Origin of the sequence: Catenulispora subtropica, from assembly GCF_039531675.1 — a bacterium.
GTDB lineage: Bacteria > Actinomycetota > Actinomycetes > Streptomycetales > Catenulisporaceae > Catenulispora > Catenulispora subtropica.
On the sequence record NZ_BAAAQM010000054.1, the window covers coordinates 1 to 14,823 of the forward strand.

Below are 14,823 nucleotides of genomic sequence, written 5' to 3' on the forward strand. Positions count from 1 at the left end.
GGCTGATAAGCCTCAATTCCCGCAGGTCAGGCATACCAATTTTGTTAGGAATCCTAAGCCCCTTTGACGACGTCAAACTGCAGGCCTTCACCGATCTTGGTCCTGAGTAGGACTGACACTATGTCTGGTGATCGACGCGGGTGAACGCCCTCTGATGCGATCGGATGCCAGCTGACTACGGATGAACGTGCTCAGCTGCTGCTGGCAGGGCGACCTTGGCACTTCGCCGCAGAGCACTGCGACCTTGCCACTCCGCACTCTAGCTATGTAGAGTTATACACATGGAGACTAACCGAAGTCCGCGGATGACTCTGCCGACGCAGGCCGTGCTCCGAGCCCTCCTGGCCGAGCCGACCAAACCGATGTACGGCTCGGAGATGTGCGCCGCAGCCAACCTCCCTTCCGGGACGATCTATCCGATCTTGGCCCGCCTGGAGCGGGAGTACGGGTGGTTGGAGTCAGAATGGGAAGACCCTGACATCAGCGTTACTGACGGTCGGCCTCGTCGCCGCTATTACCGTCTGAGCAACGATGGGGCCCAAGCTGCACGACTCGCTCTCGCAGAGAGCTACCAGGCGCGCCAGAGTAGGCGGCGCACGTTCGGAGGCAAGCCCGGTTCTGCGGGCGCGACGTCATGAGGGCATCAAACCGTGGCCGCGTGCTCGACGTGGCGTTCGATCTATCACGCGCACGTGCGCGGTTGCAGTTGCTCAACATTATCTACGGGCTGGTGACTTTAGTTACCTGTTTCGCCATGTGGGTCGATCGATACCTCTGGTGTGAGTGCGACCGTTGCGACGATCGTATGCGCCTCGCGGAGTTCATCGCCCCCCGTCTCTTTACGATCGAGGCCGCACGGTGCCGTGCTCGGGACCACATCAGAACGGCGACGTTCGCGTTGAGCTGGGTGACCTTGACGCCGTTTCGCTACTACGTGCCGATGGCGGTGCTCGCGGCGCCCATTCGTCCACCGCTCCGAGTGTTGCTTCGACTCGTCCGTATCATCGCAGCACTATTCGAGCTCGCCTTTGACGCCATCCACACGGGCCTGGCGATGCTCGCGGTCCTGCGGGGTCAGCTGGAGAAGCTACCGCGGCCGCACCTTCCCTTGCTGCCGTGGCTGCGCTGGCCCCGGATCGGCCGACGAGGCTCTGCACCGCGTTTGTCTCGCCGGCTGACCAACTTGGCCACGCTCGTCCTGCCAGCAGCAGACCAGGAGCGGTATTCCGAAGAGTGGCACGAGGAGCTGCTCGGCCGTTCCCGCATCCGTCGAGCATTCTTCGTGATCGGCGTCTGGTTAACGCTCTCGATCACTGCATGGCGGCTGCACGCCTACGGCCGACGACAGCCCGTCTGATGATCGCATCCCCCTACCGTCCACCTCTCACGAGATTGAGCCGCCACATGCGCGCAGCGATCGCCAGCACTGCCTCCGGGGCGGTGGGCTTGGCCGCCGGGGTCGGGTTCGGATGGCCAGCCGCTATCATCACGGCGGTTGGTTTCTTCACGGTGTTCGCGACGCTGATATGGATTCTCAGCGACGGAATGCGCAGCCTGCGCTTGGCACAGCTTGTCTGCGCGGTTCGCACCGGCAAGCTCCCCTCGAGTATCGGCATCGAGTCTCCGGAACCACTGCTAGTCAAGGAGCTGCCGTGCCCACGTCGGGAAGCTGCCGGGCCTGCTAACACGAAAGCTGCCAGACCTGCGCATCCGAACCCCAGCCAGGCGGAGAAAGAACAACGTCAATCGGGTCAGTCGCTCCCAGCCTGGACCGGACGAGCTCACGACGATCCCGACAAACGGACCGCTAGGGCCTCACGCGGTCCCGGACCCGGTCGGTAGCACAACTTGCGGCCCGCCAGAACGCATCCTGGGGTCATGACCAGGTTTGGTGGGTCTCGTCGGCATCGTGATTTTCATGACGCAAGATCCGCTGTTCACAGCCTACCTGACCGGCGTCTGTTCCTGATGGGACGGACGTTTCAGACACCCGATCCAAACGCTTCTGACCTGCATGTCTGTCGGATTAGCCACAACCTGATCCACGGGGATAAAGCTGGGCAAAGTTGGGTGGACTGAGAGGGCAGGTCCGGCGACCGACATCTACGGATCTTCACTGGGCATTGTTGTGACCAGGCGTTTTGCGAGACTTCGCGACGGAATGGCGTGCAGGCCGGTAGTCTTGCCCGAGACGCCAACCTTGAAGTCTCAAGGAACGTTCCAAGATGGTGGTCCAGACGGCCCTGGCTCTCTGGTCACAAAAACGACGAAGAGGCCCCCGGGAGCTGAATCCAGAAGCCTCATCGCCGGTGCTTGCGTCGGGGTCGTTTGGAGGGTCATCCTCCGGGCGGCCCCGCTAGTTCGTGAAGCGCTTGACGATCTCGATCGTCAGCTTCAGAACCAGCGGCGCCAAAGCGACCCATGGGCTCGGGTCCCGTCGACGCTTTCTGCGGGCGTGCTTCATCCTTCTCCTCCTCTCCGGCCGGGTTCACCGGCCCTGCTCGGAAGCAGAAGCCGGTCAACCCGCGCCCGCTTGGGCGCATCACCGAAGAAGCTCGAAGGCTGATATCCGCCGACGACGACGCTACTTGAACACATACACGGATCGGACCCGCTTGCTGGAAATGCACCCCAACAGAGGAAAGCCCATGGTTCGGCCGAGTCATGGCGCCACCCGGCGCCATGACTCCTTCGGGGGATTTCGCAATCGGTGTCGGCGTCCGGCTCGACATGCCCGCAAAGCAGGCGATAATCAGCAGCCACGACCCGGCCGGTCCGGACTGCTGACAACGAGCCCTGACGAGGTGTTTCTTGATGTCGATCTACCTCTCGCCGGACAACCCGCGATGGATGCCGAAGACCGAGTCCGACTTGAAGGCCGCGATCGACAACGGCCTTATCGAGGAGAGCCACCACCTGGACGCCAAGAAGGAGGTCGCCACCAAGGGCGACAACCGCGAAACTGCACGGGACCTGGCCTCCTTTGCCAATGACGGCGGCACCCTGATCATCGGTCTAGCCGAGGACAAGGCCAACGGCAGGTTCATGCTGGACCCGCAGCCCCTCAACGGCCTGCCGGAGAAGATCGAGCAGATCGCCCGCACCATCCCCGACCCGCCCTTGAACATCCTCACTAGCCGGATCGAATCGGACGCGGACCCGGCGAACGGCTACGTAGTCGTCCATGTCCCAGCCAGCCCTGCGGCCCCGCACATGGTCGACAACTACTACTTCGGCCGGGGTGACAAGACCAAGCACAAGCTGTCCAACGACGACGTCCTTCGACTGCACCAGCGCCGTCGTGTCGCCGAGCAGGATGTGCTGGAGCTGCTGGACGCCGAGATCGCAGAGGACCCGATCACTGACGAGTCCGGGCGGGCGCATCTGTTCCTCGTCGCCGAGCCCCAGGCCGGCCGTCCGGACCTGTTGCTGGAGTTCACCAGCGCGGCGAACTGCAACCTGCGGTTTGCAGAGCTCATCCAGCACAAGGCTTATCCGCCCTACCTGGAGGACCTTCCAACCGTTGAACCGAGCCTGCTCTTCGGCACAAACGGCTACCGCCGCGCTCGTGGCATCGCCCGCGCAACCAGCAACCTGGGCGAAGGCCGCATCTTCACACCGCAGAGCAAGACCACCGGCGCCCGCGCTATTGAGTTGCAGCTGTTCGAGAACGGCGGACTGCGACTGTTCTTCACCCGCTTCTCCGACTGCTGGCGCGACGACGAGCAGTTCATCTGGGACGCCGCGGCAGTGGCCCTGACACGCCGCTTCCTGGCGGTCGTCACCGCCGTCGCCGAGGAGGGCGGCTACATCGGCAACTGGTCGCTGGCGATCGGCGCAACCGGGTTGCGCGGCCTGCGGGCAGTCCCCGACGAATCTCGCTTCGAGAACTCTGCACGCTACGACCGTGACGAATATCGGCAAGCCACCGCCACCACCTGGGCGGAGCTGAATGACTCCCCCGGAGCAATCGCGAATCGGCTTCTCGGGGCGATGCTACGGGCACTGGCCGTCGTGGATCGCTACGCGGAGTTCCTCAAGAGCTGACCTCGAGACTCGAGCCGATGCACCAGGACCGGATCGGGTAGGGCGGAGCGAGTGCGCGATGACCGGCGGCCGTGCGCACAACCGGAGGGGGGCTGCGGGGCCCGTCTCGAACGGCTACACGCCACAGCCATCAGACCCGCCAAGCTGACTCCTAGTGCAACACGTCTTCAACGAGGTGCACGATCCTGCGTCATAGACATGTCCTCATAGCATCGGTGCAGCTAAACCTCCGAGTTCAGAGTTGACCTATAGATAAGTGCCGTGAGGTGCGACAACCCGGTGACGTGGAACGCGGCGGCGAGGCCGGCCGGCTCCTGCGAGACGTCGCCGATGACCAGCCCGGGCAGCAGACCGCGAGGGTCGGCGGGCAGACCGGCGCAGGCGTCGCGAAGCCCCTGGCGGAGACGCCCCGCAAGGCTCTGGAGCATGCTCGGACCGGCGAGAACCTGCGGCGGACGGCGGACGGACAGGGCAGCGGCGTCAGGCGTGTCCGGCCGCGCGGGGCGGAGGCGGGCGGTGAAGCGGACACGGGTGGAGGGCAGGAAGCGCCACTCGTCGGGCCGGGAGGCGAGGACGGTGGCGGGCAGCCGGACGCGGACGCCGTCCACCCGCTCGACCCGGACGGGGACGATGGCGAAGGGCCCGTGCAGCGAGGCCGCGATGCGGGGGTCGCCGGTGACGACCGCGTCGGCAGCCGCCTGCGCGTGGGCGGCGGCGAGGCGGGGCAGCGGGCCGGTGTGGGTGGCGATGGCGCGGGTGGTGGCGGCGGTGCCGGCGCCGGCGGCGATGAGGCAGGCGGCGGCGAGGGTGCGGCGGCGGGTTTTGGTGCGGGTGCGGGGGTCGGCTTCGGGGTTGGTCCTGTGGGATGGGGGCGGGGGTGGGGGTGCGAGTCTGGGGGTAGGTGCGGGCGGCCCGGGTGCCGGTTGCGCGGCTGTCGTCGGAGTCGGCGGGCGGCGTGCGGCCACGAGCAGGGCGACTCCCGCCGCGCCGCAGACCGCCCAGAGCAGCAGCGCGGCGTAGGTGGCCTGCCCGTCGCCGACCCAGGCGGCGCCGTACGCGGCCAGCAGGACCGGCACGAGCCGCAGATCCCGCCGCGGCCGATGATCGACGTCGACGAAGCGATAGATGGCGGTCAGACTCACGGCATCACACCGTCACCGAGTCGCGCATCTCAGCGAACTTCCGCTCCCCGATCCCCCGCACCTGCCGCAACTGCCCCACCGACGTGAACCGCCCATGCGCGGCCCGCCACTCAAGAATCCGCCCCGCCATCGCCGGCCCCACATCCGGCACTTCCTGCAACTCCTCCACCGTCGCAGTGTTGAGATTCACCACCCGGCCACCCTTCCGCTTCCCCTTCGCCCCCACCGACGGCCCGGCCACTCCCACCGCGGGACTCGGCTCCCCCGCAATCCCGACCCGCAGCTGCTCGCCGTCAGCCACGGGCCGCGCAAGGTCCAGCGCGGTCGCGTCCACACCGGCCAGCGCCCCACCCGCAGCCGCCACCGCCTCGTAGACCCGCGATCCAGCCGGCAGCGTCTGCACCCCTGGCCGCGCCACTTTGCCCTCGACGTCCACGACGACGGTCGCAGCGACGGTCGCGGCGGGCGGCGTGCCGCCGTGCGGGAGGCATGGGAGAGGGCCCGCGAGGGTGTGCGCGGGCTGCGCCACGCTGGTCACGCTGGCCTCCACGCGAGTGCTCGGCGCATCGCGCGACGCGTCTTCCAGCGCCGGCGCATCAGGCATCGCCGACCACACCAGGCCGCCACGCTGCCCTTCGAGCTGCGGCAGGTGAAGCATCATCGCCGTCGCCGATCGCCCAGTGCCTGCGCGCAGCCCCAGCACGTATGTCGTGGTTGCCGTCGCCGATCGCACCGAGCGTTCGTGCGGCTCGTGATTCGTTCTGAGCGCGTGGACCGTCGCCGATCGCACAGTGCCTGCGCGCAGCACGCCTCCCGGCCCGAGCGCGTGGGCCGTCGCCGATCGCACCGTGGCTCCGCGCGTTTCACCTTCCGGGCCGAGCGCATGGGGCGGCGCCGACGCCGCCGACGTCGCCGACCGCGCCGGGCACGCGTCGCGCCCGCCGCCCTCCGCCGCGCCAAGCCGCCGCCCCGGCGCCCCACCGGCAGCGGCAGCGGCAGCGGCATCGCTCGCCGGTGTCGCCGGACCGTCCGCGCCCAGCCGACCGCCGCCGTGGCCGTCGGCTCCCGCATTCGTCTCCCCCGCGCTCGTCTCCCCCGCGTTCCCCCCGCCCCCTCCCCCTCCCTCCCCGACGGCCCCCGCAGCGCTGCCCACCTCGACAACAGCCCCCTGCGACCGCGTCATGTACCACCCGCCCACGGCCGCGCCGGCCATGGCGAGGAGGGCGAGGGCCACTGCCGCGGTGGTGCTGAGGGCCCAGCGGCCGTGGAGGGCGGGTGGGATGCGGGCGGTGGCGCGGGCTGCTGCTTTGTGCCACCAGGGGCGGGCGGCTTGGTGGCGGGCGGCGAGGGCTTCGGAGAGGGGCATGGGGCCCGACGCGGCAGGCGACCAGTACCGCGTCGGGCCCCTATGGAGCGAGGCCAGCCGGGTGCGGGCCGTCGTCGGCTGCGGGCTGCGGGGTTGGGCGCTGCCGTACGGCGGGGGTTCCGGGTTGGTTCGTTCCATGTCTGAGACGGTAAGTGGGATGGAACGGGGCATACCAGGATGAGATTGTGGCCTGTGGATAAAGCGCCGTTGGTGGGGAGGGGTGTCACTCGTTCAGCTCTGCGATACGCGGGCGATGAGCATGTTTTCAGGGAGCGTTTTCTGTGGTCATGCGAAAGGGCGGCTGCCTCTCCTGGGGGAGAGGCAGCCGCCCTGTGGCTTGGCCGTCGGGACCGCCTAGAAGACTCATGAAAATCATGCGTTCTGACCTCGGCGGGGCCGCGTCGGGGTCAGACTGCTGTTATGCAGGGTGAGTGGACTGGTGAGCTGGTCGGGGCGGATGTGTGGGAGACCTGCCGGGAGTTGATTCCGGTCGGGTCGGTGTTCGCGTTCCTGGCCGAGCATCGGAAGGCGCTGTTCCCGGCGTCGATGTTCGCCGACATGTATCCCTCGCCGAACGGTCGGCCGTCGATGCCGCCGCAAGTGCTGGCCGCGGCCGTGGTTTTGCAGAATCTGCACGGGCTGTCGGACTTCGACACGGTCGCTGAGCTGCGGTGTGATCTGCGGTGGAAGGCTGCATGCGGGCTGGGGCTGTTGGACACCGGCTTTGATCCCTCGCTGCTGGCGTACTTCCGGCGGCGCCTGTCCGGCTCGGCCGACCCGCAGCGGCTGTTCACCACCGTCAAGCAGGTGATCGCCGAGACCGGGGTGCTCAAGGGCAAGGTGCGGCGGGCGTTGGATTCCACCGTGCTGGATGACGCGGTGGCCACCCAGGACACGGTCACCCAGCTGATCGCGGCGGTGCGCCGGGTCGTGCGGGAGGTTCCCGGTGCGGCGCAGGTCGTGGCCGAGCACTGCACGGCCCACGACTACGACGATCCGGGCAAGCCGCGGATCGCCTGGAACGACGAGCAGGCCCGCACCGGCCTGGTGGATGCCCTTGTCCGTGATGCGCTGCTGATACTGGGCCATCTGCCCGAGACCGAGCTCGGGCCGAAGGCTGCCGACGCCATCGGGCTGCTGGCGCTGGTCGCGGGCCAGGACGTCGAGCCGGCCGACGGCTGCGATGGCCGGGACGGGCGCTGGCGCATCGCCCGGCGCACCGTGCCCGATCGCACCGTGTCCACCGTCGACCCCCAGGCCCGGCAACATCCACAAGAACCGCAGCCGGCATCAGGAGGGCTACAAGGCGCACGTCGCCTTCGAGCCGGAGGTCGGGCTGTTCACCGCGGTTGAACTCACCGCCGGGTTCGGCCCGGACAATCATGAGGCCGCCGTCGCCGAGATGCTGCTGGACGGCGAGGACCCCGGGCTGACCGTGCTGGGCGATACCGCCTACGGCACCGGGCGGCTACGGCGAGTGCTGGAAGCCGACGGCCACACCCCGGTGCTCAAGCCGGCTCCGCTGCAGCAAGCCGTCCCCGGCGGGTTCACCGCCGACGACTTCACCGTCGACACCACCGCCGGCACCGTCACCTGCCCGGCCGGGCACGTCAAGGCCCTGGGCAAGCCGCAACGCAACGGCCAGCGCCAGGCCCAGTTCAAGACCCTGTGCCAGACCTGTCCGCTGCGAGCGCGGTGCACGAAGTCCAAGACCGGCCGGGTGTTCAGCGTCCACCCGGACTGGGACGTGCTCAAAGCAGCCCGCGACCAGGCCAGATCCGACCCGGACTGGCAGGCCGAATACCGCCGCTGGCGCCCGCCCGTGGAACGCGCCATCGCCTGGCTCGTCGCCGCCGGCAACCGCCGCGTCCCCTACCGCGGCGTCATCGCCAACAACACCTGGCTACACCACCGCGCCGCCGCCCTCAACCTGCGCCGACTGGTCAACCTCGGACTCCACCACACCAACGGCACCTGGGCCCTGACCGCCACCACATGATCCAGGGGCCGCCCCGGAAACAGGACGGCCCCTCACAACAAGATCTTCATTGGCGTTCTAGACCGCTCCGACCGTCCGGAACGGTTCCAGCTGTGCGGCCAGATCCGCGTGGATCAGCGCCCGGACCAGGGTGCCGTGGTCCGTGTGCTCCTCCTTCAGCATCTCGCCCTCGGCGTGGATGCGGGCCACCAGGTCGCCCCGGTCGTACGGCACCAGGGCCTCGAGTTCGACGCCCGGGCGGGGCAGGTCGCGCTCGATGGCGGCGAGCAGCTGGTCGATGCCCTCGCCCGTGCGGGCGGAGACGACGACGCTGTGCGGCTCGCGGCGGAGCAGGCGGGCCAGGACCGCCGGGTCGGCGAGGTCCGCCTTGTTGAAGACCATCAGCTCCTTGACGTCGCCGGCGCCGAGGTCGGCGAAGACGGCGCGGACCGCCGAGATCTGGCCCTCCGGGTCCTCGTCGCTGGCGTCCACGACGTGCAGGACCAGGTCGCTCTCGCCGACCTCCTCCAGCGTGGAGCGGAAGGCCTCGACCAGTTGGTGCGGGAGGTGGCGGACGAAGCCGACGGTGTCGGACAGGGTGTAGGCGCGGCCGCCTTCCGTCTCGGCGCGGCGGACGGTCGGGTCCAGGGTGGCGAACAGGGCGTTCTCCACCAGGACGCCCGCGCCGGTCAGGCGGTTGAGCAGGGAGGACTTGCCGGCGTTGGTGTAGCCGGCGAGGACCACCGACGGGACCGAGCCGCGGCGGCGTTCGGCGCGCTTGGTCTGGCGGCCCTTGCTCATGTCCGCGATCTCGCGGCGGAGTTTGGCCATCCGCTCGCGGATGCGGCGGCGGTCGGTCTCGATCTTGGTCTCACCGGGTCCGCGGGTGGCCAGGCCGCCGCGGCCACCGCCCATCTGGCGGGACAGCGACTGACCCCAGCCGCGCAGGCGCGGCAGCATGTACTGCATCTGGGCCAGCGCCACCTGGGCCTTGCCTTCGCGGCTCTTGGCGTGCTGGGCGAAGATGTCCAGGATCAGCGCGGTGCGGTCGATGACCTTGACCTTGACCACGTCTTCCAGGTGGATCAGCTGGCCCGGGCTCAGCTCGCCGTCGCAGATCACGGTGTCGGCGCCGGAGGCCAGGACGATGTCCCGCAGCTCGGCGGCCTTGCCGCTGCCGATGTAGGTGGCCGGGTCGGGCCGGTCGCGGCGCTGGATCACGCCGTCCAGGACCTCGGAGCCGGCGGTCTCGGCCAGCGCCGCGAGCTCGCGCAGCGACAGCTCGGCGTCCGCCGCGGTGCCCTCGGTCCAGACCCCGACCAGCACCACGCGCTCCAGGCGCAGCTGCCGGTACTCGACTTCGGTGACGTCCTCGAGCTCGGTGGACAGTCCGGCCACCCGGCGCAGCGACGTGCGCTCCTCCAGGTCGAACTGCTCCCCGTCGTGACGGGACTCGGCCCAGCGGTTGCGGTAGAGCGGGGCCGGAGCGTCGAAGGCGTCCTCGGTGTCCCACTCGGCTTCCGGCGTGTCCAGGTCGTTCAGTGCGTAGACCTCGTCGCGGGCAGCGTCCTTGTGGGATTCCGTCATGTGCTTCCTCTTCATCAGTCGTGACAGGTGCGGCGCCGGAACGCCGCGAGGCGGGGAGAAACGCTCTCCCCGCCTCGATGGTGGCACGCCGCTGCGATCACCGACACCGGATTAATCACCGGCCCGTCGGGGAGGGCAGCCGTGGCGTGCCGAACGTGTAGGGGTTCTCCGGACCCGGCAGCGGCGAGCCCGGAAGGTAGGGCAGCGGTCCGACCGGCGGCTGCGGTCCGAGCGCCGGGCCCAGGCCGGAGCCCAGCCCCGGGCCGAGCGCGGCCTGGGGTACGGCGCCGGTCTTGGGCGCCACCCGCGGCGAGCCGGACGGCGGACGGGTGTTCCCGGGGCGGCTCGCGGCCGTCCGGGAGTTGATGACGGCGGTCGGGATCTTCGCGGTCGGCAGTGTGCGGGCCGCGCGCGGGGCGCCGGCGCCCACGACGACCTCGACGCCGGGCCGCTGGCCGGAGCCGGTGCGGTCCTTGCCGTCGGCGGCGCCGTCGGCCTGGCCGGTGCGCGCCGGCGGCATCGGCACCCGCTGCGGGCGCCCGTCGGCCGGCCCCAGGCGGCCGAGCTCGGCGGCCTCGATCTCCGCCGCGGGCTCCGCGGCGGCCAGTTCGGTCGACAGCTCGAGCAGCACGTCGGAGAGCTTCACCTCGAGCGCGTCGCAGATGGCGGCCAACAATTCGCTCGACGGCTCCTTCTGTCCCCGCTCCACCTCGGAGAGGTAGCCGGGGGACACTCGTGCCGTCGCGGCGAGCTGACGGAGCGTCCGTCCGCTGCGCTGCCTCCGGCCGCGCAGCACGTCGCCGAGTAGGCGGCGAACCAAGATCATCTCGGCTTCCCCTCCCTCATCGTTTCCGCTGGCCTGCTGTTTTTCCTGTGAGAATCATGAGCCTGTGGAGCCACCGTACCCCGGCAGTTGCCGGATTACTCTCCTGCTTTGCTTGTTGTTATTCCCCGTTCAATGGTTCTCAACGGTCACGACGGGGTTTCCATTCCGAAAGGTTGCATCCGGCGGACCGTGCACCGCGTCAACCCTGTACTGCCACCGTATCCCGCAGCACCGACAAGCGTCGGGTGATGGCCACCTTACGGACGAAATCGAACATCTATACGGTACACGCATTGTGAACGTCCGCGTAACAGATGGTGACCGAAGGGGTGGCCGGGAGGCCGAACCGGCAGTGCACGCGGTGGTGTCCGAGTGATGGACGCCACAACGGTGGGGCACCTGTCCACTGCCGGATCGGCTCTCCTGTCACCGCCCGCTTTCCCTCCGAAGGTCCGGAGTCAGCGGGGCCCCGCAGTGAGCCGCCCGCGCACCCGGTGCGCAGGTTGGCGGACGATCACCCGGACCGCGTCCGTGGTGCGTCCAGTCTCACGCGGAGCGGCGGAGGCGGTGGTGACCGCCGGACCGCCCGGCAGGTGCGCCGCGGCCGGAGCCTGGGACGCACGCACTGCCGTTTCCCCCATTTTTCCTGCTTTCCTCTTGTGGATCGCTCCACGGATTCCGTGACTCGGCGCTCAGCCGGCTGCTGAAACCGGTCCCGGGGCGTAGAGCATACCCCTGATTTGATCCGCTTCCGGGGCCCCGATCACGATGAACATGGCGAGCGCCTCCTCCCGGCAGCCCTTCGCCCGTTCCGGTTGTCCGGCGACGTCCAGCACGTCGGCCAGGGCCGCCAGCGCGGTGGCGTGCTGCCAGGTGTCGGCGGTCCCCCGCAGGACGGTCACGGCGCGCTCGGCGTAATCCAGCGCCCGGCTCGCCTCCCCCAGGGCGAGCAGCGCCCGCGCGCTGGAAGCGTGCGCGGCCCCCTCCATCGACGGGTGGACGCCGGCGAAGTATCGCGCCGCGTCGAAGAAGTAGGTCGACGACTCCTGGTAAGCGTGCGTCTCCAGGTAGACGGATCCGGTCTGGAAGAGCGCGTATCCGGTCGACACGTCGTCCCCCAGGGCGCGGCTCAGCTCAAGGCCGGCCATAGTGCTTCTCACGGCATCCTCGACCCGACCGAGCACCAGCAGTGAGCGCGCCATGTTCTGCCGCGCCGCGGCCTCCGCCGCGACGTCCTTGAACTCCCGGCTCACAGCGACCGCGCGTTCATAGAGCGCGATCGCCTCTTCGTCCCTCCCGAGGTCGGCACGTGTCATCGCCAGCAGGTTGACGGCGTCGGCCTGGGTGTGGTCACCGCCGACGCGCTCAGCGGCCAGGTTCGACCGCTCGGCTTCCACCGCCGCTGCCTCGACCTGATACGTCGCATAGAGAATGCGCGCCAGTGAGTGCCGAGCTCGGGCCTCGCTGCGGACGTCGCCCGTCTGCACCGCGGCCGCGGCGGCGTTGCGCCCGGCTTGCGCCAGTTCCTCGGCGTACCGCTCGATGCCCGGCAGTGCCACCAGATGGTCGAGCAGCTCGACGGCCAAGGTCAGCGGTGCCGGGCTCCACCCGGAAGCCGGCTGGGTCAGCACATGGCGGTCGAACACGGCTTCCACCGTGTTCCCCTCGGCGGCGATCCACCGCACCCCCTCCTCCAGAGAGGAGAAATCCCGCCCGAAGGAACGTGTCGGAGCGAGCCCGTGCTCTTCTGGGAGGATATGGCGCAGACGCCGCACTGCCGCCAGGTAGTAGTCGAGAAGGTTCACGAACGCGGGAACACTGTCCGCGCCCTCTGCCTCATAGCGTTCGCGCGCGTAGAGACGCAGGAGATCGTGGTACCGGTAACGCCCCGGCGACGCCGACTCCACCATGGCGGCGTCGACGAGCGACTCCAGCACTTCCTCGGTGTCCGCCTCGTCCAGACCGAGCAGGGCGGCGGCCGCGCCGGCCGATACGTCGGCACTGTCCAGGGACGACAGCCGCCGGAAGACGTCGGCCTGCACCGGGGTCAGCTGGTGGTAGCCGAGTTCGAAGGCAGTACGGACGGCCAAGTCGCCGACGGCCAGCTCACCGAGCCGACGCCGCTCGTCCGACAGGCGCGCCGCCAACGAGGCGATGCGCCAGTGCGGCCGCGACGCCAGACGTGAGGCGGCTATCCGTACAGCGAGAGGCAGGTATCCGCACAGCGCCACCACCTCGATGGCCGCTGTGTGTTCCGCGCCGAGACGCTCCTCACCGATGATGCGCGTGAACATGTTCATCGCCTCACCGGGGTCCAGCACATCGAGGTCGGCGAACGTCGCTCCGGCCAGACCGGTCAGCTTGGGGCGGCTCGTGACGATCACCGCGCATCCCGCGGAGCCGGGTAGCAGAGGACGCACCTGTGCGGCGTCGCGCGCGTTGTCCAGGACGATCAGCACCCGGCGACCGGCCAGCGCGGACCGGTAAGCCGCGGCACGCTCCTCCACGCCGGGGGCGGTCTCCCCCTCCGGCATCCCCAGCCCGCGGAGGAAGGCGGCGAGGACTGATGCGGGATCCGCCGGATCCGGGTCGCCGCCGCGCAGGTCCACATAGAGCTGACCGTCCGGGAACTCCGCGCGCACCTGGTGCCCGAGATGGACGGCGAGCGCCGTCTTGCCCACTCCCCCGAGTCCGGACAGCGCGCAGACGGCGACCGACTGGCCGACCGTGGCGGCGATCCGCGCGGCGAGGACGCCGGTGAGGTTCTCGCGTCCGGTGAAGTCCGCTGTGTCGGCGGGGAGCTGGGCGGGCACCTTGGCCGCCGGTTCCGGGACTGGCGACGGCGTCGGTGCCGGAACAGCGACGGCCACGGTGTCCGTGGCTTTATGAACGCTCTCTGTGTTGTCCGGCACCGGCCGGGCCAGTGTCGGGTCGGCGCGCAGGATCCGCTGATGCAGTTCACCGAGTTCGCTGCCGGGCTCGACTCCGAGCTCACTGTGCAGGAGTCGCCGGGTGTCGGCGTAGACGCCGAGGGCCTCGGCCTGGCGACCGGTCTGATACAGCGCCAGCATGAGCTGCGCGCGCAGCCCTTCGCGGAGCGGATGCTCGGCGGTGAGCACCGTCAGTTCCGAGACTGCTTCTCCCCCTCGTCCCAGAACCAGGTCCAAGCCGATCCGGCCCTCTTGTACTGCTATACGCCGCTCTAGCAGTGTTGCGCGTAGCGAATCCGCATAGGGGCCGGGTATACCGGCGAGCGGAGTACCGCGCCACAGTGCCAAGGCGGCGGCGAGGTCGTTGCGCGCGCCTGTGATGTCCCCGGCGAGGCGGCGCCGGTCTGCGGACGCCACAAGGTCGTCGAACGTGAACAGGTCTACCTGCGAACGCTCGGCTTGGAGCGCGTAGCCGCCGGCGATGGAGACGATGGCGTCTGCGCCGAAGACCTTACGAAGCCGGAACGCATATGTCCGGACGGTACCGAGCGCGCCTTCGGGCGGCTCATCACCCCACAGTCCCTCTATGAGTTCATCAGCGGTCGCCACCCGCCCGGCGCGCGACGCCAACAGCGCCAGCACCGCCTGCTGCTGGGGCGACCCCACTTTGAGCTCCTCCGCCGGCGGCCCCGCGTCGCCCACCCGGAGCGCGCGGACCGGGCCGAGCAGCCCGAACTGCACCACCACTGACCGATCCCACCTCATGAACGTGGCCCCCCGCGGCCGTGACTCGGTCCCGCGGCAGTGTCGTGCCGCGGGCGTCCCCCGGCCCGGACGGTGGACTAGACCGCTCGGACCGTCAAGGCCACACCATAGCGCGACGAGGTGACACCTGGCGCTTCCCGGGTGCGGCGTACCGCTCAGGAGCCGCGGCGGCCGGAGGTCCG

General features: G+C 69.4%; 8 protein-coding genes and 2 pseudogenes. 4 read left to right on the forward strand and 6 right to left on the reverse strand.

The genetic code is table 11. The features are described from left to right. Window positions 1-377: 377 nt before the first annotated feature. Complete coding sequence (locus tag ABD466_RS34485; RefSeq protein WP_344661495.1) at window positions 378-638, forward strand: PadR family transcriptional regulator; 261 nt, start codon at window positions 378-380, stop codon at window positions 636-638. Between the two features lie 20 nt (window positions 639-658). Then, window positions 659-1,357, forward strand: a complete 699-nt coding sequence (locus tag ABD466_RS34490) for a hypothetical protein (RefSeq protein WP_344661439.1) — start codon at window positions 659-661, stop codon at window positions 1,355-1,357. 13 nt (window positions 1,358-1,370) lie between these two features. Here ABD466_RS34490 and ABD466_RS34495 read toward each other — a convergent pair whose 3' ends face one another. Then, window positions 1,371-1,616: a hypothetical protein gene (locus ABD466_RS34495; RefSeq protein ID WP_344661440.1), complete on the reverse strand. Its 246-nt coding sequence runs from the start codon at window positions 1,614-1,616 to the stop codon at window positions 1,371-1,373. Between the two features lie 1,198 nt (window positions 1,617-2,814). Between ABD466_RS34495 and ABD466_RS34500 the strand changes: the two genes are divergently transcribed. Next, entirely contained in the window at window positions 2,815-4,047 is a 1,233-nt protein-coding gene (locus ABD466_RS34500) for an AlbA family DNA-binding domain-containing protein (protein WP_344661441.1), read from the forward strand. Window positions 4,048-4,268: 221 nt separating this feature from the next. Here the strand turns inward: ABD466_RS34500 and ABD466_RS34505 are convergent, their stop codons facing one another. Both ABD466_RS34505 and ABD466_RS34510 read right to left on the reverse strand, forming a co-directional pair. Beyond that, window positions 4,269-5,189, reverse strand: a complete 921-nt coding sequence (locus ABD466_RS34505; protein WP_344661442.1) for a hypothetical protein — start codon at window positions 5,187-5,189, stop codon at window positions 4,269-4,271. 4 nt (window positions 5,190-5,193) lie between these two features. Next, window positions 5,194-5,850: a ComEA family DNA-binding protein gene (locus ABD466_RS34510; protein ID WP_344661443.1), complete on the reverse strand. Its 657-nt coding sequence runs from the start codon at window positions 5,848-5,850 to the stop codon at window positions 5,194-5,196. A gap of 1,125 nt (window positions 5,851-6,975) precedes the next feature. On the opposite strand from ABD466_RS34510, the pseudogene ABD466_RS34515 reads away from it, so the two are divergent. After that, window positions 6,976-8,554: pseudogene (locus ABD466_RS34515) on the forward strand (IS1182 family transposase). Between the two features lie 57 nt (window positions 8,555-8,611). Here the strand turns inward: ABD466_RS34515 and hflX are convergent. The 3 genes and pseudogenes from hflX to ABD466_RS34530 form a co-directional block, all read right to left on the reverse strand. Then, window positions 8,612-10,120 (reverse strand): GTPase HflX, encoded by a 1,509-nt coding sequence (gene hflX / locus ABD466_RS34520; RefSeq protein ID WP_344661444.1) that lies wholly within the window; start codon window positions 10,118-10,120, stop codon window positions 8,612-8,614. A 565-nt stretch (window positions 10,121-10,685) separates the two neighbouring features. After that, window positions 10,686-10,946 (reverse strand): annotated as a pseudogene (locus tag ABD466_RS34525) (helix-turn-helix domain-containing protein); the annotation flags it as partial. Between the two features lie 692 nt (window positions 10,947-11,638). Then, window positions 11,639-14,623, reverse strand: coding sequence for an AfsR/SARP family transcriptional regulator (locus ABD466_RS34530; protein ID WP_344661445.1), 2,985 nt, complete (start codon window positions 14,621-14,623; stop codon window positions 11,639-11,641). Between the last annotated feature and the right edge of the window lie 200 nt (window positions 14,624-14,823).